Genomic DNA, 22,522 nt, shown 5'->3' with positions numbered 1-22,522 from the left:
TCCTACAAGGGATTGCGTAACCCTGTAGGAGCTGTCGAGTGAAACGAGGCTGCGATCTTTTGATTCACGGCTCCAAGCCGATCCCCCGCAAGATCACACTCGTCACCGTCTGCACCGCCCGCTCGAACTGCATGTCCGACAACGGCTGATGGTCATTCAGAATATTCACCTGATGATCAAAGTCGGCATAGTGCTGGGTCGACGCCCAGATCATGTACAGCAGGCTTGAAGGCTCCACCGGCAGGATGCGTTTGTCGTCCACCCACTGGCGAATTTTCGCCTCTTTCATTTTGGCCCAGTCGTACAGACTGACGTCCAGCTTCTCACCCAGGGTCGGCGCGCCGTGGATGATTTCGTTGGCCCAGACTTTGGAGCCGTAAGGCCTGCTGCGGGAGTGGTTCATCTTGGCGCGGATGTAGCTGCTGAGCACCACGCGCGGATCGTCGAACATCTCGAAGCACAGGGCATCCTGTTTCCACACTTCCAGCAAACCCAACAGCACGGCGCTGTACAGATCACTCTTGGTGCTGAAGTAGTAATGCAGGTTGGAGCGCGGCAGTTGCACTTCGGCAGCGATGTCGGCCATGGCGGTGCCGCCGAAACCTTTTTCGGCGAACACCTTTTCGGCCCCCAACAGAATTTTCTCGACGTTACTGCGACGAATCTCGATCTTGTGATTGCCCATGAGGGCTCCCTGACAACAGCGTTGCCCAAGACTAGCATCCGCTCTATCTCGCGGCGACAAGGGAAAACGAAACTTCGTACACGCAGCTTCTCGCAGGTAAACTGACCGCCTTTTCGAACTCGCCTCAGAGGTATTCCACGATGCTGCTCAAGAAAACCCTGACCACCGTCGCCCTGCTCGGCTCGTTGTTCGCCGCTTCATCGGTATTTGCCCACGCCCATCTGAAAGACCAGACCCCGGCCGCCGACAGCACAGTGACCGCGCCGTCGGAACTGCGCCTGGTGTTTTCCGAAGGCGTTGAAGCGACCTTTTCCAAGGTCACGATCAGCAAGGACGGCAGCAACGTGCCGGTGAAGAGCCTCGCCACCGAAGGCAGCGACAAGAAAACCCTGATCGTCACCCCGGCCGCACCGTTGGCAGCGGGTGCCTACAAAGTCGAATGGCACGCGGTGTCGGTCGATACCCACAAAAGCGAAGGCGCTTATAGCTTCAAGGTTGGCCAGTAATTCATGACGAGCGCGATGGTGCTGTGCCGCTTTCTGCATTTCACTGTTGTGCTGATGCTATTCGGGGCCTGGGTGTTCAGGCCTCTGCTGCTCAATGGCGACGCTGGAAATCTGGATCAGCGACTGGCCAGAACGAGCCACTGGCTGGCGGCGGTGGCCCTGGTCACTGGCGTTAGCTGGATGCTGCTGATCACCGCCAGCATGGCCGGTTCACGGGACGCGGCATTCGATCCTCCGACCCTGCAACTGATGCTGGGCAAAACGTTTTTCGGCCAGGTCTGGCGCTGGCACTTGCTGCTCAATGCGTTGTTGGTCGCGCTGCTGATGACGCCCTTGCGTTCAAACCTGCCCCTGCGAATCGGCCTCGCCAGCCTGCTGCTGGCCTCCCTCGCCCCGGTCGGCCACGGTGCCATGCTCGACGGCCTCAACGGCCAATTGCTGATCCTCAATCAAATCATTCACCTGACCTGCGTCGGCGCCTGGCTCGGAGGCTTGATGTTATTGGTGATGATCCTGCGGCAACCGGCAGAGCACTCAATCAAAGCGACATTGCAACGCTTCAGCGGCGTTGGTTACGTCTTGGTGGCGGGGTTGGTGATGACCGGTTTGATCAACGTTCGTGTACTGACCGGGCAATTCTGGCCGACGCCGTTGCTGTCCGGGTTTGCGCTGATCCTGTTGATCAAGGTTGTGTTGGTCGCCTCAATGCTGGGGCTGGCGCTGTTCAATCGGCTGCGGATCAACGACTGCGACCAGCGTCCGACTGCTCTGAAAAGCAGCGTCATCTTCGAATGGTTGTTGGGGATAGGAGCGGTGGCAGCGGTTTCCCTTCTGGGCACCATGCCCCCGATGATCGTGAGCTAAACACAATCCAATGTGGGAGCGGCGGTGCGGCGGTCCGACTTGCTCGCGAAGGCGGCGTCACATTCGACACATTGGCTGACTGACACACCGCTTTCGCGAGCAAGCCCGCTCCCACAGGGTTCTGCGACATGCTACAAAATCACGCCAAGTCATCGTACAACTTCTGATTGACATTCCCCGTAACACTTGCAAATAATCCGCCCCAATGTTGTACGACGACGTATAACAAAAATACAAACAACAAGAAACACGGGAGCGTCACTGTGAGCAAGCTCGTCCGCAATTCCTCCGTCTGCACCCTTCGCCCAACCTTCACATGCCGTCACACCCTGAGCCTGATCGGTTGCAGCAGCCTGGCCCTCGCCTTGCCCATGACCAGTCATGCCGAAGGTTTCGTCGATGACGCCAAAGCCACGCTGAACCTGCGCAACTTCTACATCAACCGCAACTTCACGAACCCGGCTTACCCGCAGGGCAAGGCTGAAGAGTGGACCCAAAGCTTCATCCTCGATGCCAAATCCGGATTCACCCAAGGCCCCGTCGGTTTCGGCATGGATGTGCTGGGCCTGTACTCGGAAAAACTCGACGGCGGCAAAGGCACGGGCGGCACCTCGTTGCTGCCGATTCATGACGACGGCCGCCCGGCCGACAATTTCGGGCGCCTGGGTGTGGCGCTGAAAGGTAAAGTCTCGAAAACCGAATTGAAGGTCGGCGAATGGATGCCGGTGTTGCCGATCCTGCGCTCCGACGATGGCCGCTCGCTGCCGCAAACCTTCCGCGGTGGTCAGGTGACGTCCACCGAGATCAGCGGCCTGACGCTCTACGGCGGCCAGTTCCGCGCCAACAGCCCGCGCAACGATGCGAGCATGGAAGACATGTTCATGAACGGAAAATCCGCGGCCTTCACCTCGGACCGTTTCAACTTTGGCGGTGGTGAATATGCGTTCAATGAGAAGCGCACCCAGGTCGGTGTCTGGTACGCGCAACTCAGCGACATCTATCAGCAGCAGTATTTCAACCTGAGCCACAGCCAGCCCATCGGCGACTGGACCCTCGGTGCCAACCTTGGCTACTTCATCGGCAAGGAAGACGGCAGCGCCCTGGCCGGCGACCTCGACAACAAAACCGCGTTCGCCATGCTCTCGGCAAAATACGGCGGCAACACCTTCTTTGTCGGCTTGCAAAAACTCACCGGCGACGATGTCTGGATGCGGGTCAACGGCACCAGCGGCGGCACCCTGGCCAATGACAGCTACAACTCCAGCTACGACAACGCCAAGGAAAGATCCTGGCAACTGCGCCACGACTACAATTTTGTGGCGCTCGGCATTCCCGGCCTGACAATGATGAACCGCTACATCAGCGGCGATAACGTGCACACAGGCACCATCACCGACGGCAAGGAATGGGGCCGCGAGTCAGAACTGGCTTACACCGTACAGAGCGGCGCGCTGAAGAATCTCAACGTCAAATGGCGTAACGCGTCGATCTGCAAGGACTTCAGCACTAATGAGTTCGACGAAAACCGCATTATCATCAACTACCCGATCTCGTTGCTGTAAGGCGGGTTTTACGACAAGGTTGAATCCCCGATTTGTGCCACAACTCACTCTTTGCTACATCGATCGCGGGGCAACCAGACCCTTCGTCCATTTCAATTGATGTGTCGTTGACAACCACCAGAAAGGCTAACGATACTTCAGCCTAGTCGTACGACAACCTACAACAAATTCAATAACAACTGACTGCTTGTTCAGGGACTTCCATGACCATCACAACTAACGCCCGCGCTCCTTTCAATCGTCTCCTCCTGACCGGTGCCGCCGGTGGCCTCGGCAAAGTCCTGCGCGAACGCCTGCGGCCCTACGCCAATGTGATTCGCCTGTCGGACATCGCCGACATCGCCCCGGCCATCGATGACCGTGAAGAAGTCTTGCCCTGCGACCTGGCAGACAAGCAAGCAGTCCATCAGCTGGTTGAAGGCGTGGACGCGATCCTGCACTTTGGTGGCGTGTCGACGGAGCACTCGTTCGAAGAGATCCTCGGCGCCAACATCTGCGGCGTGTTCCACATCTACGAAGCCGCTCGCCGCCATGGCGTGAAGCGGGTTATTTTCGCCAGTTCCAACCACGTGATCGGCTTCTATAAGCAGGATGAAGTCATCGACGCCCACTCCCCTCGCCGCCCGGACAGCTACTACGGCTTATCCAAGTCTTACGGCGAAGACATGGCCAGTTTCTACTTCGATCGCTACGGCATCGAGACCGTCAGCATACGCATCGGCTCCTCGTTCGCGGAACCGCTCAACCGCCGAATGATGAGCACCTGGTTGAGCTTCGGCGACCTGACTCAATTGCTCGAATGCGCGCTGTACGCCCCTAATGTCGGCCACACCGTGGTCTATGGCATGTCCGACAACAAGAACGTCTGGTGGGACAACCGTTTCGCCACCTGCCTGGGTTATGAACCTCAGGACAGCTCCGAAGTGTTCCGCGAAAAAGTCGAAACCCAGCCGATGCCTGCCGCTGATGACCCGGCACGGGTCTACCAGGGTGGTGCATTTGTCGCGTCCGGCCCGTTCGGCGACTGAACCCGCGTACATCACTTGATCCCAACAACAAAAACCCGAGGGGATGAGCTGTCATGCAAGCCGAATTGATTGTCGATGCCCGTAACGCAGTCGGTGAATGCCCGGTCTGGGTCCCCGAGGAAAACGCCCTGTATTGGGTTGATATTCCGGCCGGCGGACTTCAGCGCTGGAGCGCCGAAACCGGCCATGTCCACGCCTGGACAGCACCGCAGATGCTCGCCTGCATTGCACGTCACAGCAACGGCGGCTGGGTTGCCGGGATGGAAAGCGGGTTCTTTCATCTGCACCCGCATAACGATGGCAGCCTCGACAGCAACCTCCTGGCTCCGGTCGAACACGCCCGCACAGATATGCGCCTGAACGATGGTCGCTGCGATCGTCAGGGGCGCTTCTGGGCCGGCAGCATGGTGCTGAACATGGGCGCCAACGCTGCCGACGGCACGCTTTATCGCTACAGCGCCGGGCAACGCGGGCCACTCGAGGCGCAACTCAACGGGTTTATCGTGCCCAACGGCCTGGGTTTCAGCCCGGACGGGCGAACGATGTACCTGTCTGACTCTCATCCTCTGGTCCAGCAAATCTGGGCCTTTGATTACGACATCGACAGTGGCATGCCGTCCAACCGGCGGCTGTTTGTCGACATGCATCAATTCCCTGGTCGTCCCGACGGGGCGGCAGTCGATGCCGAAGGCGGCTACTGGATTTGCGCCAATGACGCCGGGCTGATTCACCGTTTCACGCCCGATGGCCGACTGGACCGTTCCCTCGCCGTACCGGTAAAAAAACCGAGCATGTGCGCCTTCGGCGGCGGTCGCCTGGACACATTGTTCGTGACCTCGATCCGTCCCGGCGACGACCATGACGAACAGTCACTGGCCGGCGGTGTGTTCGCCCTCAATCCCGGGGTGAAAGGTTTGCCGGAGCCGTTGTTCAAGGATTTTTGATCGCCTTCGCATCAGGTGTTGTGCCCCTCTTAAAAGATCGCAGCCTCGTTTCACTCGACAGCTCCTACAGGGGTAAGCATTTCAATGTAGGAGCTGTCGAGTGAAACGAGGCTGCGATCTTTTCAACCATTCAACGCAAGACGAAAATCCATGACACTCCTCGAGCTCGAAGACGAATTCACCCACCTCACCCTCGCCCCGCAACTCGGTGGCAGCATCGTCAACTGGAGCGTGCGCGGCACGGGTCTGCCGCTGTTGCGCCACAGTGACGCTCACGCGCTGAACACCGGCCTGCCCGGCAAGCTCGGCTGCTTTCCCTTGGTGCCGTGGTCGAACCGAATTTCCGAAGGAGGTTTCGACTGCCCCGAGGGCTGGCTGGCCCTGACACCCAACAGCCTCACCGATCCCCTGCCGATTCACGGCAGCGCCTGGCAACAGCCGTGGCAGGTGGTTTCGCAGACGCGCGATGAAGTCATCCTGCAACTCGACAGCACCACGCCCTTCGCTTACCGCGCCTGGCAACGATTCCATCTGATCGAAGGCAAGCTGAGCATTGATATTAAGGTCACCCATCTGGCCGAAAGCCCTGCCTGGCATGGGCTCGGTTTGCATCCCTACTTTCCGCGTACCACAGGCACCCGGTTGCGGGCGCAAGCCCGGCTCGTCTGGTTGTGTGACGGGACCAAAATGCCGACGCACCTCAGTGCGTTGCCGGCCGAATGGGATTTCCAGTCACTCAAGACGTTGCCCGACACATTGGTCGACAACGGTTTCTGCGAATGGGATGGTCACTGCCTGATCCGCCAGCCAGCATTGAGCTATGAGCTGGAATGCCGCGCCACGGGCAGCGATTACTTCCTGCTCTACTGCCCGGTGGGCCTGGATTTTTTCTGTATCGAACCGGTGAGCCACCCGGTCAACGCGCATCACCTGCCCGGTCGACCGGGGTTGCGATTGCTGGCGCAAGGCGAGTCAGCCGAGCTCGGCTTCAGCCTGCAATTTCGCTACCCCAGCAACTGACTCAGCACCGCGCGCAACTTGCCGGGTTTCACCGGTTTGTTCAGCAGCGGTGCGTCGAGTCGCTGCAATGAGCGCCGACACTGATCCGTGCGGTCTGCGGTGATGATGACCGCCGGAATCACCTGGTGGTAATGCTCACGCAAATGCCTGACCACATCACAACCCACCACGCCGTGATCGAGGTGGTAGTCCGCCAGAATCAGTTCCGGCGGTCGCCCCTGCAAGGCGGCCAGTGCGGAGAATTCATCGGTGGCCGTCACCACTTCGCAGCCCCATTGCCCGAGCAGTGCGCTCATGCTTTCGAGGATGCTCACTTCGTTGTCCAGCACCAGCAAACGCCGGCCCGGCAATGGATTGCCGGTGCCGGGTTGTGGTGCCGCCAGGCTGATCGGCAGCGGAATCTCATGGGAAATTGGCACGTCGATGCTGAACATCGAACCCCGCCCCGGCAGCGAATGAACCCCGACTTTATAGCCGAGGATCTTGGCGATGCGCTCAACGATGGCCAGCCCCAGGCCCACACCCTTGCGGTCGGCGGCGCGTCCAACGTCCAGTTGGTTGAACTCGAGGAAGATCGAATCCAGTCGGTCCGCCGCGATCCCGCGCCCGGTGTCCCAGACTTCCAGGCGCAGCATTTCACCCCGGCGTCTGGCCCCTAGCAGGATGCTGCCCTCGTCGGTGTAGCGGCAGGCGTTGCTGAGGAAGTTGCGCAGAATCCGCGTCATCAGGCGCAGGTCAGTGCTGATGGCGTAATCGCCCATGTGCACCCGCAGGTTCAACCCTTCAGCCAGGGCCACTGACTGGAACTCCGACACCAGCGGCGCGAGCAATTCATCGAGGCGGTACAGCGCAATGTCCGGTTTGACCGCCGCCTGATCGAGCCGGGAAATATCCAGCAAATCGGTGAGCAAATCTTCCGCGCCTTCCAGCGCCTGGTGAGTCCGCTCCACCAGCACCTGTTCGACGTCGGGCAGCTTGCGCTCGCGCAGGGTCGAGATCAGCAAACGCGCGGCATTGAGCGGTTGCAGCAGGTCATGACTGGCGGCGGCGAGGTATTTGTCCTTGCTGCGATTGGCGGCCTCGGCGGCGTCCCGGGCATCGCGCAAGGCCTGGGCGATCTGTTTACGCTGGGTGATTTGCTGTTGCAGGTTGCGGTTGGCTTCCAGCAACTCGTCGGTGCGCGCGGTGACGCGCTGCTCCAGTTCGTCGTTGAGTTGCTGCAGGCGCTGCTGGGCGAGTTTGCGTTCGGTGATGTCGGCGACAAAACCCTCCACCAACCCTTCCTGATCGGGCTTGAGCAACAGGTTCATCAGCACGTCGAGGCTGCTGCCATCCTTGCGCCGCAATTGGGTTTCATAGCCATGCAGGCTGCCCTGGTGCCTGAGGATTTCGCCGATATTTTCCAGTTCCTGTGCACCACCGACAAACAGGTTGCTCGCCAGATCCGCCAGGGAAAACAGCACTTCCTGAGGGTCCTGATAACCGAGCATCCGCGCCAGTGCCGGATTGGCGGCGCGCATGCCTTCCAGGAGGCTGGCCTGAAAGATCCCGTGGACGGCGTTCTCGAACAGCCATTTGTAGCGATTGCGTTCGGCTTCCAGCTCGTCCAGGCGCGCGGCCAGTTCCGGGTAATGACTCTTGCGCGCCGAGTGGCTGCCTAATCCCAGTAACCCCGCCAGCGCCCGTTGCTGCTCGTCAGAGGGCTTCGCCATAGACGACCTCGACATCACGCTGACTGGACTCGCGCGGGTTGGTCAGGATGCACGGGTCGTGCATGGCGTGTTGCGACAGGAACGGAATGTCTGCAGTGCTGACCCCGTGCAATCCGAGGGTTTCGTGGAAGCCGATCGCATGTTTCAGAGCGATCAGATGTTCCACCAGACGCCCGCAAATCTGCCGGTGATTCAAGCCACGGCAATCGATGCCAAAGGTCTCGGCGATCACCTTGAAGCGCTCCGGTGCGGAGCTGTAGTTGAACGCCACCACGTGTTCCACCAGCACCGCGTTGCACAGCCCATGAGGCAAGTCGAGAAATCCACCGAGGCTGTGAGACATGGCATGCACCGCGCCGAGGATCGCGTTGGAGAACGCCAGCCCGGCCTGCATGCTACCGAGCATGATTTTCTCGCGCAGGGCAATGTCGTTCGGGTTGGCGATCATCTGCACCAGGTTGCCGTTGATCAGGCGCATCGCCTCCAGCGCATGGGGATCGGTCAACGGCCCGTGACCGGTGGAAACAAACGCTTCGATGGCATGCACCAACGCATCGATGCCGGTACAGGCCGACAGGAACGGGTCCATGCTCAGGGTGGTTTCCGGGTCGATCAACGACACGTCCGGCACCACCGCCTTACTGACGATGGAGAACTTCATGCGTTCTTGCTGGTTGGAGATGATCACGAATTGCGAGACATCGGCCGAGGTCCCGGCGGTGGTTGGAATCAGGATCAGCGGCGGGCTGGGGACACGGATGGTGTCCACGCCTTCGAATTCGAGGATGCTGCGCCCATGGGCGACAACAATGCCGATGCCTTTGCCGCAATCCATCGGGCTGCCGCCACCGACGGCCACGATCACATCGCAATGATTTTCCCGGTACAGATCGGCGCCGAGCATCACTTCTTCGACCCGCGGGTTGGGCGAGACTGCGCTGTACAGGAAATACTCAATGCCCTGGGCTTGCAGGCTGGCCTCGACATCGGCGACCCAACCGGCAGCAATCACACCGGGATCGCTGACCAGCAGCACCTTGCGGGCGCCAAAGGTTTTGGCGCAATTGCCGACGTTGTGCCGGCAGCCGGCACCAAAGATGATTTCAGGCGAAACGAATTTACGCAGCTGGCTGAGACTCTGGCTCATTGGAAAGCCTGTTTTTATTGTTTTGGAAGGTAACGTCCACACTAAAGCATCCGGTAGTGAATGCAATCAGACCAATGGGTAGCAGGCTGGGGTGTACCCAAATCTCGCATCCAACGCGAATCCCTGTGGGAGCGGGCTTGCTCGCGAAGGCGGCATTACATTCAACGTTGATGTCGACTGACCCACCGCTTTCGCGAGCAAGCCCGCTCCCACAGGGGATTTGTGTTGTTTGATTTATCCGCGGTAGATCAGTCGCGAAGCCTTCTCGTTACGCAACGTCAGGTGTTCCATGCCCAGCCCCGGGGCCTCGGCTTCCTCGCGGGCCTTGAGAATCATGCCGTGGTGCGGGGATTTGCTGCACACCGGGTCAGCGTTGGCGGCGTCGCCGGTCAGCATGAATGCCTGGCAGCGGCAGCCGCCCAGGTCCTTGTGCTTTTCATCGCAGGAGCGGCACGGTTCTTTCATCCAGTCATCGCCACGAAAGCGATTGAAACCGAAAGAATCAGTCCAGATGTGCTCGATACTGTGCTCACGCACATTGGGAAACTGCACCGGCAACTGTCGGGCGCTGTGGCAAGGCAACGCCGTGCCGTCGGGGGTGATGTCGAGAAACAGATTGGCCCAGCCGTTCATGCAGGTCTTGGGGCGTTCCTCGTAGTAATCCGGGGTGACGAAGATCAGCTTGCACGGGTGGCCCTGCGCTTCAAGACGCTCGCGATATGAGTGGGTGATGCGCTCGGCGCGCTGCAATTGTTCGCGCGTGGGTAACAGGCCGACGCGGTTGAGCTCGGCCCAGCCGTAGAACTGACACGTCGCCAATTCGACGAAATCTGCCTCCAGCTCCAGGCACAACTCGATGATCTGCGCGATCTGGTCGATGTTGTGCCGATGGGTGACGAAGTTCAGCACCATCGGGTAGCCCTGGGCTTTCACCGCCCGGGCCATCGCGAGTTTCTGGGCGAAGGCCTTGCGCGAGCCGGCGAGCATGTTGTTCACCGCTTCGTCGGCGGCCTGGAAGCTGATCTGGATGTGGTCCAGCCCCGCGACCTTGAAATCGCGCACCTTCTGCTCGGTCAGGCCGATGCCCGAGGTGATCAGGTTGGTGTAGTAACCCATGTCCCGGGCGGCCTTGATCAGCTCGGCCAGGTCTTGGCGAACCAACGGCTCGCCGCCGGAAAAACCCAGTTGCGCGGCACCCATCTCTCGGGCCTCGCGGAACACCCGGATCCATTCTTCGGTGCTCAACTCTTCGCCTGATTGGGCAAAGTCCAGCGGGTTGGAGCAATACGGGCATTGCAGCGGGCAACGGTAGGTCAGCTCCGCCAACAGCCACAGCGGCGGGCCCGGACGCGAGTCACTCAATCCAGAATTGAGCATGGGCCACCTCCAGAAACGCCAGCACATCTTCGTCGATCCCCGGTACGCCAGGGAAATTTGCAGACAGTCGATCAATAATCGCCTCAACGCTGCGCTGGCCGTCCACCAGATCGAGGATCTGCCCGGCACTGGTGTTGAGTTTGATCATGCCTTCGGGGTACAGCAGCACGTGACAGTCCTGACGAGGTTCCCATTGCAGGCGAAAACCCTGCCGCAGCGACGGTGATTGCTCGCGGTTAATCAGGCTCACAGGGCAATCCCCCGGTGCCAGACCTGCTCCGTGGTGACGGTGTGATACGGCGGGCGCTCCAGCTCGTAGGCCATGCTCATGGCGTCGAGCATGCTCCACAGCACGTCGAGCTTGAATTGCAGGATTTCCAGCATGCGTTGCTGGCCTTCGACCGTGACGTAGTGCGCCAGGGTGATGCGCAAACCATGTTCTACGTCACGCCGCGCCTGACTCAGGCGAGTGCGGAAATAGTCGTAACCGCCGACGTCGATCCACGGGTAATGGGTTGGCCAGGCATCGAGCCGCGATTGATGGATCTGTGGCGCAAACAGCTCGGTCAGCGAACTGCTGGCGGCTTCCTGCCAACAGGCGCGACGGGCGAAATTGACGTAGGCGTCCACGGCGAAACGGACACCGGGCAGCACCAATTCCTGTGAGAGGATTTGCTCGCGATCCAGCCCCACCGCTTCGCCCAGCCGCAGCCAGGCTTCGATCCCGCCTTCGCTACCGGGCACGCCGTCGTGATCGAGGATTCGTTGCAGCCATTCCCGGCGCACGTTGCGGTCCGGGCAGTTGGCGAGAATCGCGGCGTCCTTCAGGGGGATGTTCACCTGGTAGTAGAAGCGATTGGCGACCCAGCCTTGAATCTGCTCACGGGTTGATCGGCCGGCGTACATGGCTTGGTGGAATGGATGGTGGATGTGGTAGTAGGCGCCTTTGGCGCGCAGGGCCGCTTCGAATTCGGTGGGGGTCATTGGGGTGTCAGTCATTGCGGTTCTCCGGGGAATAACCGTTCGATTCTGCGGTGTCTAGTCTGCCCCCTTCGCGAGCAGGCTCGCTCCCATAGTTGATCGGTGTGAACACAGATTTTGTGTACACCACAATCCCAATGTGGGAGCGAGCCTGCTCGCGAAGGGGCCATCCGCTACAGCTCAATACTCATGCCGTCATAGGCCACTTCGATCCCGCGCCGCTCCAGCAACGCTCGCTCGGCCGAGTCTTCATCAAGGATCGGGTTGGTGTTGTTGATGTGGATCAGCACCTTGCGCTGGCGGGTGAAGCCTTCAAGGATGTCGAGCATGCCGCCAGGGCCGCTTTGCGACAGGTGACCCATTTCACGGCCCAGGTTCTGGCCGACTTCGCAGACTCGCATCTCGTCGTCGCGCCACAAGGTGCCGTCCAGCAACAGGCAATCGGCGCGTTGCATCCAGCTCAGAACCTCGTCGTCGACTTGTCCCAGGCCCGGCGCATAGAACAGCGAAGCACCGCTGCGTCGGTCTTCGATAAACAAGCCGATGGTGTCGCCCAGCTGCGGATTGCCGCGATTGGGCGAGTACGGCGGTGCGTTGCTGACCAAGGGGATCGCGCGAAATCGCAGGTGTGCGCAAGCCGGGATGCTGAAGGGTTCGCGGTCGAGCCCGACCGGTTGCCACTGCAACCCGCCGTTCCAGTGCTTGAGCATGGTGAACAAGGGGAAGCCGCTGCTCAGGTCTTCATGGACGCGTTCGGTGCACCAGACCTGATGCGGGCAACCTTCGCGCAGACTCAACAGGCCGGTGCAATGGTCGATCTGGCTGTCCATCAGGACGACGCCGACGATCGCGGTATCACGCACCCGGCGCGCCGGTTGCAGCGGCGCGAAACTCTCGAGTTGCGCACGAATGTCCGGTGAAGCATTGCACAGCACCCAATCCACACCGTTGTCGCTCAGGGCAATCGAGGACTGTGTGCGCCGTTGGGCCCGCAGGCTGCCATTGCGCATCGAGGCGCACTGGCGGCAGTTGCAATTCCATTGCGGAAAACCACCGCCAGCGGCGGATCCGAGAACGCGAATGTGCATGGGCAATGCTCCAGAAGGCAGGCCCGGCCAACGCAACAGCTGGCCGGGTGAACAGTCAGCGGTTGGCGAAATACATCGTCACTTCGAAGCCAATGCGCAGATCGGTAAACGCGGGTTTAGTCCACATGGGTCAATCCTCTTCTTGTGCCGGACGATTCCGGTAAAGCCATTAATGCACGGGGCGCCTGCCACCCGAATGCTACTTTCGAACGAGTTGGCGGCGTGCATTGGTAGGGGGTGTCGCCAGATTTTCAGCACACCCAAAACCAATGTGGGAGCGAGCCTGCTCGCGAAGGCGGCCTGACAATCAACATCAATGTTGAATGTGCTGGCCTCTTCGCGAGCAGGCTCGCTCCCACAAGGGGTAGTGCGGCGCTTGCTAGATCAGAAGAACCCCATCGGATTGATGTCGTAGCTCACCAGCAGGTTTTTGGTCTGCTGATAGTGGTCGAGCATCATCTTGTGGTTTTCACGGCCGACACCGGATTTCTTGTAGCCACCAAACGCGGCGTGGGCCGGGTACAGGTGGTAGCAGTTGGTCCAGACACGCCCGGCCTTGATCGCCCGACCCATGCGGTAGGCGCGGTTGATGTCGCGGGTCCACAGGCCGGCGCCGAGGCCGAACTCGCTGTCGTTGGCAATCGCCAGGGCTTCGGCTTCGTCCTTGAAGGTGGTGATACCCACCACCGGGCCGAAGATTTCTTCCTGGAACACGCGCATTTTGTTGTGGCCCTTGAGCAGGGTCGGCTGGATGTAATAACCCGTCGACAAGTCACCCTCAAGACGCTCGGCCGCGCCGCCGGTGAGCAGCTCGGCGCCCTCTTCCTGGGCGATCTTCAGGTACGAGAGGATCTTGTCGTATTGCTGCTCGGACGCCTGGGCGCCGACCATAGTTTCGGTGTCCAGCGGGTTGCCGCGCTTGATTTTGACGATCTTCTTCATCACCACTTTCATGAAGTCGTCGTAGATCGACTCCTGCACCAGCGCTCGCGATGGACAGGTGCAGACTTCGCCTTGGTTGAAGAACGCCAGCACCAAACCTTCGGCGGCCTTCTCGATGAACTGCGGCTCGGCTTGCATGATGTCTTCGAAGAAGATATTTGGCGACTTGCCGCCCAATTCGACAGTGCTCGGAATGATGTTCTCGGCCGCGCATTTCATGATGTGCGCGCCAATCGGGGTGGAACCGGTGAAGGCGATCTTGGCGATGCGCTTGCTGGTGGCCAGCGCCTCACCCGCTTCGCGACCAAAACCCTGGACGATGTTCAGCACACCGGCCGGCAGCAAATCGGCGATCAGTTCGGCGAAGACCATGATAGACAGCGGCGTCTGCTCGGCGGGCTTGAGTACCACGCAGTTGCCGGCGGCCAGGGCCGGGGCGAGTTTCCAGGCGGCCATCAGCAGCGGGAAGTTCCACGGAATGATCTGCCCGACCACGCCCAATGGCTCGTGGAAGTGATAGGCCGTCGTCAACTCGTTGATCTCGGCGGCGCCGCCCTCTTGAGCGCGGATGCACCCGGCGAAGTAACGGAAATGGTCGGCGGCCAGCGGCACGTCAGCGTTGAGGGTTTCGCGCACGGCTTTGCCGTTGTCCCAGGTTTCGCTGACGGCGAGGATTTCGAGGTTTTGCTCGATGCGGTCGGCAATTTTCAGCAGCACCAGGGAGCGGTCTTGCGCGGAGGTCTTGCCCCAGGCATCGGCGGCGGCATGGGCGGCATCGAGGGCTTTTTCAATGTCGGCAGCGCTGGACCGAGGGAACTCGGCGATCACTTCACCGTTGACCGGCGAAGAATTAGTGAAGTACTCACCATTGACCGGGGCGACGAACTCGCCGCCGATGAAATTGCCGTAGCGCGGTTTAAACGTAACGACGGCGCCAGGTGTACCAGGTTGTGCGTAGATCATGGTGGGCCTCTGTCTGGGTCGATGCCTGTCGGGCAAACAGGCGATGAACCGATAGTAGAGAGCCCCGCGCGTCAGACGAATGCGCCGTTGGCAGGAGGACTCTCGTTATTTGGTAGTAGATTTGCCCACATCTACCTGTGGCAAATCTCCCTGTGGGAGCGAGCCTGCTCGCGAAGGGGCCAGCACATTCACTAGAGATGTTGGCTGACAGATCGCTTTCGCGAGCAGGCTCACTCCCACAGGGTTATGCGGTGGATTTTGAGTTAATGCTTGGCGACCAGGTCTTTCGGCAGCTTGAAGGTCCAGAGCATGCCGCCCTGGTTGAAGTCCTTGATGCGCTTGGCCACTTCGCCGCCCCACAGCGGAACAGCACCACCCCAACCGGACAGCACCGAGACGTACTGTTCGCCGTCCATTTCCCAGGTCACAGGCGAGCCGAGTACGCCGGAGCCGGTCTGGAATTCCCAGACTTTCTCGCCGGTCTTGGCATTGAACGCCTGCAGGAAACCTTCCGGCGTACCGGTGAACACCAGGTTGCCCTTGGTGGTCAGCACTCCGCCCCACAGCGGCGCGAAGTTCTTGTGGCGCCAGACTTCCTTGCCGGTTTTCGGGTCGATGGCGCGCAGCACGCCGATGTAGTCTTCATTCAATGGTTTGATGGTGAAACCGGCACCGAGGAACGCCGCGCCTTTCTTGTAGGCGATGCCTTCGTTCCAGATGTCCATGCCCCATTCGTTGGACGGTACGTAGAACAGCCCGGTGTCCTTGTTGTAGGCCATCGGCATCCAGTTTTTCGCGCCGAGGAATGCCGGAGCTACGAATACCGAACTGCCTTTGGCTTCGGTGCCTGGTGCGCCTGGGCGGCTGGCTTCGTTGTAGATCGGCCGGCCCTCTTTATCCAGGCCGGTGGCCCAGGTGATTTTGTCCACGAACGGGAAGCCGCGAATGAATTTGCCGTTGGTGCGGTCCAGCACGTAGAAGAAACCGTTACGGTCAGCGGTCGCGGCGGCTTTGATCTCTTTGCCGCCTTCGGTGTAGTTGAACGAGACCAACTCGTTTACGCCGTCATAGTCCCAGCCATCGTGAGGCGTGCTCTGGAAGTGCCATTTGATGGTGCCGTCGTCCGGATTGAGCGCCAGACGCGACGACGAGTAGAGGTTGTCGCCAGGACGCAGATGCGAGTTCCACGGCGCCGGGTTGCCGGTGCCGAACAGCAGCAGATTGGTTTCAGGGTCGTAGTAACCGCCTAGCCAAGGGGCGGCGCCGCCGGTTTTCCAGAGATCGCCGGGCCAGGTCTTGCCGGCTTCACCGCCGGAGATGCCGTTCTCTACCGCTTTGCCGTCCTTGTAGGTGTAGCCCATGTGGCCCTCGACGGTTGGACGGGTCCACAGCACGCTGCCGTTTTTCGGGTCGTAGGCTTCGATTTTGCCAACCACCCCGAACTCGCCGCCGGCGACACCGGTGATCAGTTTGCCGTTGATCACCAACGGCGCGGCGCTGATCGAATAGCCTTCCTTGTGGTCGGCGACTTTCTTGCTCCAGACGACTTTGCCGGTGTCTTTGTTCAGGGCCACGAGTTTGGCGTCGAGGGTGCCGAAGATCACCAGGTCGCCGTACAGCGCGACACCACGGTTGATCACGTCGCAGCAAGGGCGGATGTCATCGGGCAGGCGCGCATCGTATTGCCAGAGTTTCTTGCCGGTGCGCGCATCCACCGCAAACACCCGCGAGTAGGAACCGGTCATGTACATCACGCCGTCCTTGATCATCGGCTGTGCTTGCTGACCGCGTTGTTTTTCACCGCCGAAGGAGAACGCCCAGACCGGCCGCAAATCCTTCACGTTGTTGACGTTGAGCGTGTCCAGCGGACTGTAGCGTTGACCCTGGACGCCCAGACCGTTGGTGACGATCTGCTCCGGGTTCTTGGGGTCCTGGAGAATGTCTTGATCGGTGACGCCGGCCAATGCCGAGCCAGACAACAGCATGGCACTGAGCAGCACACTCAAGACGAAGGGTTGGCGACGTGCGGGTTGGGTCATGACGGCTACCTCTGCGGTTTTTTTATACCCGGGAAATTTTCCCGGTCTGGTGCAGATTCTTGGGCGCCGCCGCCCTTGGAACAATTGCCCGCAGTGTGGAGATTGCTAGTTCCTTAGTACCGGGTCGGATGAGATGGACACCGAAATTCGTGATCGACACTGACCTAATGTGGGAGCAACTGTCTTGATGATCGTTATTTTGAAGGCATATTGATAGACAGCTGAATTCCCACAGCTTTACGCCATGCGATGCCCTCAGGCCGCGCCGCCGATCCAGGTGCTGCGCTTTGAACATGATCAACATGGCGAAGCCCTCGAAAAGCTGCTCGCGCTGACCAACAACATCACCCCGCCGCCCGATGCCTGTAACACCTGGCGGGCCCTTTATCGTGGGCTGCTGGAGTTTCGTGATGACCTGATGCAACACATCCATCTGGAAAACAACGTGTTGTTCATTAACGCCCTGAACCCTCGCCATTGATTGATTGCCGGTCAGACCCAACCCGCGCCAGCCAACCGGTTGACGCGGGTTTTGTCTGTTTGGGACGGCGTGCGATCACCCGTGCCAATAGAACATGGCCTTGGCCAGGATCACGATCAACACCATGTGCCCGAGGATGCTGCGGCGAATCCATCTGGCACGGGTCGCGGTCAGTCGTGCGCTTTTCAGCCAATACGCCAGCAGGAAGTAATGGCCGATGATGCTCAGGGCCAGGACGATCTTCAGGCTCAGTAACGTGCCAAAGCTGCTGGCCAGCGGCTGACTCAATACGCCACGGTGTTGCCACGCCAGGCTGATGCCGGCGCCATACAACAGCAACACCACGCCATGTAGCACCTTGCGCGAACGCACCGCGATCGCTTGATCTGCGGTCGTTTGCGCGGTACCCGCCAACTGCTGGCGGGCGCGGTGCCAGATCACCACTTCAAAAAACAGCGTGCCGATAAAGGCAATCGCCGCCAGCAAGTGGGTGACCAGCAAAAAGGGATATAGCACCGGCAGCCTCCATCAGTTCACTTGCTTAGCCCGGATGACCGTCCACCCGGGCCCGCAGCAGCATCGGCCCATAGCGCCAGGCGTACAGCGCAAACGCCAGCGCCCAACACACACCGGCCAGCCACAACGCAGGCAGGGGAAAGAACAGGATCAACACGACCCGGCTCAGACACGCCAGGTTGAGCAAAATGAACGCCAGGGTCATGCCCGATGGCGGCTCCAGCGCGCGGCCGGTATGCCCCAGGCTGACCCGCGCGATCATCGCCAACACCAGGCCGCCCATCGCGCCGATCGTCAGGCAATGCACCGCCAGACTCGGGTTAATCGGCACACCGAAATGCCACAGCGCCATTCCGAGACACGCCACCGCCAACCAGGCATAAGCCAGGTACAGCGACCACAGCAATGGCACGCGCCAGAGGGCGCGATCATGCCAGCGGACCAGGCGTACCAGATGCCCGGCGGCCAACACGGCGAACAACAGACCCACCCAAAGATTGGGGTCAAGCGCAGGTCCGGCGGCATACAACAACGCCACCAGCGGTGAGCCAATCAGCAGCAGCCAATCGAGCCACGGACAAGGGGTAACGCCTTCGACCTTGCCGAGACCGCGCTGGATAAAGAACGGAATGACGCGCCCGCCGATCAAGCCCATCATCGCCGCCACCAGCCAGAGGCCGGTCAGCACGCCTTGACGCTGCCAGCCTTCATGACCTTCGACCAGGCCGTACAGGGACAACCCGTCGGCCGCCGCTAACAACAGCAGCACCACCGCAATCGGGTAGTTACGTTTCTGCCGCACCTTCCACAAGGTGAACCCCATGAGCGCGGCCACCGCCAGCGGGAACGCCAATTCCAGCACCGCGAGCACCGGCCACGGCGCATTGACCAGCCAGGCCACGCGCGCCAACAACCACAGCAACGCCAGCGCGGCCAGTGGTCGCCCGCTGAGGCCGGGGCGACCGGTCCAGGTTTGCACGGCCGTCAGCAGAAAACCCGCGATGATCGCCAAGCCGAACCCGAACAGCAATTCGTGTCGATGCCAGCCCAGCCAGCCACCCGCCGGCTGCCAGGCGGAAAGCGCACCACTGAAGGCAGCGAGCCAGAGCGGAATGGCCAGCACCGCCAACAGGCAGCCGGCGAGGAAAAACGGCCGAAAGGCCAAACGTAACAGCGGCGCGATGGCCATCGCTTTACGGCGGTCAAGCACTTGCATAAAGCCACTCCTTTACCTTTCTGCTGACCTGACGCTAACCCACACGCGTCGAAGTAAGTCCGGGGGCAATAATCGGGTATTGGCGATCAGTTGCCTTTGTCGCAGATCAAGTTTGCAAGGGGCGTGCCCCGATGCCGATCTGCGCCGGTAGCAAGCCTCGCGTGCCGCCAATGAAATCCATTCAGGGTACAAATGACCCTACAAGGGTTATTTAAACCCTAAACCTCGTGGTCATTTCTACCCTATTGTCTGACAACCCCAATAAACAAGGGCCTCCAGGCATGGCCCGCGTTTTGCTCAAGCCTCTAGCATTCAAGAAACCTTTGATCCCTCTCGATCCCCAGGAGCCGTCATGAAAAAAGTCATCCAGCCACTCGCCTGGTTTGTGGTGTTGACCTCGGTTCTGGCGTTGGCCAGCGGCGTCTCTCTAGGCCTCGTTTGACTTAATCGCCATCCCCTCTTCAATCCTCAGGATGAATTCTTATGGTGCTTCATCGCGTCCATCACCAGATTCTGCGCAGTCATCACTTGTTCGAGCCGTTGAACGAAGAACAGCTGGATGAATTGATGAGTACCAGCCACTTGTTGAGCATCGACAAAGGCGAACCGTTGTTCCGCCAGGGCGAGCCGGCAGACTCGTTCTATTTCGTGATTGCCGGCGCGGTGAAAATCTACCGCCTGACACCGGATGGGCAGGAGAAAGTGTTTGAGGTGATCAGCGATCGGCAAACCTTCGCCGAGGCGATGATGCTGATGGACACCCCGAACTATGTGGCTTCGGCCGAAGCGATCTGCCCGACTCAGCTCTATCGGTTATCCAACAACACCTACATGCGCTTGCTGCAGAGCAATAGCCGGCTGACCTTTGCGCTGCTCGGCAAGCTCTGCGTTCGCCTGCACCAACGGGTCAACGAAATCGAAACCCTGTCCCTGAAAAACGCCACCCACCGGGTCGTGCGCTATCTGCTGACGCAACTGGTGCGCCAGCAAACCGTTGACAGCCAATTCGAGCTGCCGATGGCCAAGCAATTGATTGCCGGGCATCTGTCGATCCAGCCGGAAACCTTTTCGCGGATCATCCGTCGCCTGATCGATGAAAACATCATCACCCAGGACGGCCGCCAGATCGCCATTCTCGATCGTCTGCGTCTGGAACAGTTCGAGTGAGTGCCGTGCCCGTCTGTTTGTATTGCCAACACGTAAACCCCGCACGAGCAACCGAGTGCCGTCAATGCGGCATGCCCCTGCCGGCATTCGCCGCACAGGCGGGGGAACGCCGGCTGCGCCGATTCATGTGGTTCTGCATCGGCCTGACGATCTTCTGCGTGACAATGTTTTTCTGGCTGCCACGCAGCATCTCTTGAAGAGCACACATACCCCTTGTAGCAGCTGTCGAGCCTGCGAGGCTGCGTTCGGCTGCGAAGCAGTCGTAAAACCATACAGCGCGGTGTTTCAGAAAAACCGTGGGTTCAGGATTTACGACTGCTGCGCAGCCGAACGCAGCCTCGCGGGCTCGGCAGCTGCTACAGGGGCGCAGGCGACAAGGGACCGTGTCGATCACGGCTGCGTCAACTGGCGATACAATTGCGGCAAGCGCAGGGGTAATTGCTCGGGCTGGCGGATCAAGGTGTAGCCATTGGCACCGAACATGTAAGGCAGGTAATCCCCGGCCTCGCGATCAATCGTGATACAGAACGGCGTCAACCCCTGACGCCGCGCCTGCAGCACCGCTTCGCGGGTGTCTTCAACACCGTAACGCCCCTCATACAGGTCCAGATCATTCGGTTTGCCATCCGTCAGCAGCAGCAACAGTTTGCTGCGTCGTTTGCTCTTGCCCAGCAGTTGGGTGGCGTGGCGGATGGCGGCGCCCATGCGGGTGTAATAACCCGGTTTGAGCCCTTGAATGCGACCGCGGGTGTTGTCGTCATAGCGCTGGGTGAAGGACTTGAGTTCCTGCATCCGCACTTGATGACGACGCAGCGAGGAAAACCCGTACAGGGCGAAATCATCACCGAGCACCGACAGGGTTTCGCCGAACAGCAGCAAGCTGTCGCGGATTACATCGATCACCCGATGCTCATCATTCAAATGTGCGTCGGTGGACATCGACACATCGGCCAGCAACAGGCACGCCAGGTCGCGGCGCGTCTGGCGTTGTTCCATGAACAGACCTCGTTCCGCACATTGGCCATGCTCGCGTTCAACGTGAAAATCCAGCCAGGCCTGCATGTCCAGTTCAGACCCTTGAGGTTGCTGGCGTAACCATTGACGGTCATTGCGCAGGTGTTCGAACTGACGGCGCAGGCGGTGCGCCGAGGCCTTCAGCCGTGGCGGCAGTGGCTGCGACTCGCAGTCGCGGGGCACCATCATTTGCAGATTGACGAAGGCGTCCTGCATTTGCTGTTTGCGATAGTCCCACTCCGGCAACTTGATGCCTTCGCCCAACGGAATATCGTCGACATCGGCGGGCGGCAAATCCAGGTGCAGCTTGAGGCCGCCGCCCTTGCGCAGACGGGTGCGCGACAGGCTCAACTCGTCGAGGTCCTCGGCGACTCTGGCCGCGTCAGGGTTTTCGCTGTCGTCTGACCAGCGATCCAGGTCGACGTGTTCGGTCCAGCTAAACAGGTTCTCCAGGCGCACGATTAACAACCCGCCGTCGCGGCTGCCTTCATCGATCCGCTTGGCGCGTTTGCTTGCGCCTTTCTGCTCACCGGGCGGGGTCGTCAGCGATTCTTCCGACTCGTCACCGAGGTCGGCCGCCTGCGGGCTCGCGAGGTTTTGCGGCGGGTACAACCACAGCGGCAGCGGCCATGCGGCCCGTTCGCTGCGGGGAAAGTGTTCGACACTGCCGGGCTCGCGCAACGCCTGGCATAACGCCCGTTCCAGGGCCGCTTCGCCGGGGTTCAATGTTGCCGGATCCGGGCGCAATTGCAGATGGGCATCGACCAAACGTTTATACCGGGCACGCAACGCGGGATAGCGCCGCAACAGCTGTTGCGTCCAGCGTTGATTGTCCCGACCCCAGTGCCGCATCTGCCCGGCCTGGGCCGCCAGCAATGCGAGCCAACGATAGAGTTCCTCGTTCAGTGCGACTTCAGGGAACACCGCCAGGCTCGACGGCAGACGAAGGTTCGTCTCGTCGCACCACGCCAAGGGCACTTGCTTGCAGGTGCCGGCGATCTGCTGCAGCACGTTGCGTCGCAACAACAGATCGCGGTCGCTGGCGGCTTCCACGCCGACGCCATTGGCGCCACCCATGGCGCGAAACAACAACGCCAGCGGTCGCTGCTGGTGGATCAGTTCGACCCGGGCCTCGGGAAAGTCCGGGCTGGCCCGACGGGTGATAAAGCGATGCCAGACACTACCGACCCACTCTTCCAGTTCGACGGTAAAGGCCATGGTTTTTTTCCTCTGAAAACCAATGTGAAACGGCCCGCTTTACCAGCCGGGC

The 22,522-nt window shown here is 60.2% G+C and carries 21 protein-coding genes and 1 pseudogene; 9 read left to right on the top strand and 13 right to left on the bottom strand.

The window, feature by feature from the left end:
* Positions 1-64: 64 nt before the first annotated feature.
* Positions 65-685 (bottom strand): TetR/AcrR family transcriptional regulator, encoded by a 621-nt coding sequence (locus QFX16_RS13320; protein ID WP_283184283.1) that lies wholly within the window; start codon positions 683-685, stop codon positions 65-67.
* A gap of 140 nt (positions 686-825) precedes the next feature.
* Here QFX16_RS13320 and copC point away from each other — a divergent pair, with 140 nt between their 5' ends.
* The 6 genes from copC (at position 826) to QFX16_RS13290 (ending at position 6,609) form a co-directional block, all read left to right on the top strand.
* Positions 826-1,191 (top strand): copper homeostasis periplasmic binding protein CopC, encoded by a 366-nt coding sequence (copC, locus tag QFX16_RS13315; RefSeq protein ID WP_283184282.1) that lies wholly within the window; start codon positions 826-828, stop codon positions 1,189-1,191.
* A gap of 3 nt (positions 1,192-1,194) precedes the next feature.
* Positions 1,195-2,055: a copper homeostasis membrane protein CopD gene (gene copD, locus QFX16_RS13310; RefSeq protein ID WP_283184281.1), complete on the top strand. Its 861-nt coding sequence runs from the start codon at positions 1,195-1,197 to the stop codon at positions 2,053-2,055.
* A 263-nt stretch (positions 2,056-2,318) separates the two neighbouring features.
* The gene (locus QFX16_RS13305) at positions 2,319-3,617 is read left to right on the top strand and encodes an OprD family porin (RefSeq protein ID WP_283184280.1); all 1,299 of its coding nucleotides are present in this window, start codon (positions 2,319-2,321) and stop codon (positions 3,615-3,617) included.
* A gap of 203 nt (positions 3,618-3,820) precedes the next feature.
* The gene (locus tag QFX16_RS13300; protein WP_283184279.1) at positions 3,821-4,645 is read left to right on the top strand and encodes an NAD-dependent epimerase/dehydratase family protein; all 825 of its coding nucleotides are present in this window, start codon (positions 3,821-3,823) and stop codon (positions 4,643-4,645) included.
* A 53-nt stretch (positions 4,646-4,698) separates the two neighbouring features.
* Positions 4,699-5,589 (top strand): SMP-30/gluconolactonase/LRE family protein, encoded by an 891-nt coding sequence (locus QFX16_RS13295; protein WP_283184278.1) that lies wholly within the window; start codon positions 4,699-4,701, stop codon positions 5,587-5,589.
* 150 nt (positions 5,590-5,739) lie between these two features.
* On the top strand, positions 5,740-6,609 hold the full coding sequence (locus QFX16_RS13290) for an aldose 1-epimerase (protein ID WP_283184277.1): 870 nt from the start codon (positions 5,740-5,742) through the stop codon (positions 6,607-6,609).
* Here QFX16_RS13290 and QFX16_RS13285 read toward each other — a convergent pair.
* The 9 genes from QFX16_RS13285 to QFX16_RS13245 form a co-directional block, all read right to left on the bottom strand.
* Positions 6,594-8,321 (bottom strand): hybrid sensor histidine kinase/response regulator, encoded by a 1,728-nt coding sequence (locus QFX16_RS13285; protein WP_283184276.1) that lies wholly within the window; start codon positions 8,319-8,321, stop codon positions 6,594-6,596. The two genes, QFX16_RS13290 and QFX16_RS13285, sit on opposite strands and share 16 nt — an antisense overlap.
* Positions 8,305-9,468: an alcohol dehydrogenase-like regulatory protein ErcA gene (gene ercA, locus QFX16_RS13280; protein WP_283184275.1), complete on the bottom strand. Its 1,164-nt coding sequence runs from the start codon at positions 9,466-9,468 to the stop codon at positions 8,305-8,307. The genes QFX16_RS13285 and ercA overlap by 17 nt, the downstream gene beginning before the upstream one ends.
* Before the next feature lie 234 nt (positions 9,469-9,702).
* Entirely contained in the window at positions 9,703-10,845 is a 1,143-nt protein-coding gene (gene pqqE, locus QFX16_RS13275; protein ID WP_283184274.1) for a pyrroloquinoline quinone biosynthesis protein PqqE, read from the bottom strand.
* On the bottom strand, positions 10,823-11,095 hold the full coding sequence (gene pqqD / locus QFX16_RS13270) for a pyrroloquinoline quinone biosynthesis peptide chaperone PqqD (protein ID WP_283184273.1): 273 nt from the start codon (positions 11,093-11,095) through the stop codon (positions 10,823-10,825). The genes pqqE and pqqD overlap by 23 nt, the downstream gene beginning before the upstream one ends.
* Positions 11,092-11,844: a pyrroloquinoline-quinone synthase PqqC gene (gene pqqC, locus QFX16_RS13265; protein ID WP_283184272.1), complete on the bottom strand. Its 753-nt coding sequence runs from the start codon at positions 11,842-11,844 to the stop codon at positions 11,092-11,094. Before pqqC ends, pqqD begins: the two co-directional genes overlap by 4 nt.
* A gap of 155 nt (positions 11,845-11,999) precedes the next feature.
* Complete coding sequence (gene pqqB / locus QFX16_RS13260) at positions 12,000-12,914, bottom strand: pyrroloquinoline quinone biosynthesis protein PqqB (RefSeq protein ID WP_283184271.1); 915 nt, start codon at positions 12,912-12,914, stop codon at positions 12,000-12,002.
* Between the two features lie 55 nt (positions 12,915-12,969).
* Positions 12,970-13,041, bottom strand: coding sequence for a pyrroloquinoline quinone precursor peptide PqqA (pqqA, locus tag QFX16_RS13255; protein ID WP_003253598.1), 72 nt, complete (start codon positions 13,039-13,041; stop codon positions 12,970-12,972).
* Positions 13,042-13,298: 257 nt separating this feature from the next.
* On the bottom strand, positions 13,299-14,819 hold the full coding sequence (gene exaC / locus QFX16_RS13250; RefSeq protein ID WP_283184270.1) for an acetaldehyde dehydrogenase ExaC: 1,521 nt from the start codon (positions 14,817-14,819) through the stop codon (positions 13,299-13,301).
* A gap of 263 nt (positions 14,820-15,082) precedes the next feature.
* Positions 15,083-16,858 carry a PQQ-dependent methanol/ethanol family dehydrogenase gene (locus tag QFX16_RS13245; protein WP_283184269.1) on the bottom strand — a complete coding sequence of 592 codons (1,776 nt, stop codon included), beginning with the start codon at positions 16,856-16,858 and terminating at the stop codon, positions 15,083-15,085.
* A gap of 226 nt (positions 16,859-17,084) precedes the next feature.
* Here QFX16_RS13245 and QFX16_RS13240 point away from each other — a divergent pair.
* Positions 17,085-17,339: pseudogene (locus QFX16_RS13240) on the top strand (hemerythrin domain-containing protein); the annotation flags it as partial.
* A 75-nt stretch (positions 17,340-17,414) separates the two neighbouring features.
* Here the strand turns inward: QFX16_RS13240 and QFX16_RS13235 are convergent.
* Positions 17,415-17,855 (bottom strand): CopD family copper resistance protein, encoded by a 441-nt coding sequence (locus QFX16_RS13235; protein WP_283184268.1) that lies wholly within the window; start codon positions 17,853-17,855, stop codon positions 17,415-17,417.
* Positions 17,856-17,880: 25 nt separating this feature from the next.
* Positions 17,881-19,071, bottom strand: coding sequence for an NnrS family protein (locus QFX16_RS13230; protein ID WP_283184267.1), 1,191 nt, complete (start codon positions 19,069-19,071; stop codon positions 17,881-17,883).
* A 483-nt stretch (positions 19,072-19,554) separates the two neighbouring features.
* On the opposite strand from QFX16_RS13230, the gene QFX16_RS13225 reads away from it, so the two are divergent.
* On the top strand, positions 19,555-20,238 hold the full coding sequence (locus QFX16_RS13225) for a Crp/Fnr family transcriptional regulator (protein WP_283184266.1): 684 nt from the start codon (positions 19,555-19,557) through the stop codon (positions 20,236-20,238).
* Positions 20,235-20,435, top strand: coding sequence for a protein DnrP (locus QFX16_RS13220; protein WP_283184265.1), 201 nt, complete (start codon positions 20,235-20,237; stop codon positions 20,433-20,435). Before QFX16_RS13225 ends, QFX16_RS13220 begins: the two co-directional genes overlap by 4 nt.
* 193 nt (positions 20,436-20,628) lie before the next feature.
* Here the strand turns inward: QFX16_RS13220 and QFX16_RS13215 are convergent, their stop codons facing one another.
* Positions 20,629-22,470, bottom strand: a complete 1,842-nt coding sequence (locus tag QFX16_RS13215; RefSeq protein WP_283184264.1) for a nitric oxide reductase activation protein NorD — start codon at positions 22,468-22,470, stop codon at positions 20,629-20,631.
* Between the last annotated feature and the right edge of the window lie 52 nt (positions 22,471-22,522).

It is taken from the genome of Pseudomonas svalbardensis, assembly GCF_030053115.1.
GTDB lineage: Bacteria > Pseudomonadota > Gammaproteobacteria > Pseudomonadales > Pseudomonadaceae > Aquipseudomonas > Aquipseudomonas svalbardensis.
The sequence above is the reverse complement of the archived record's forward strand: the minus strand, read 5'-3'. Positions and strand labels throughout refer to the sequence as shown.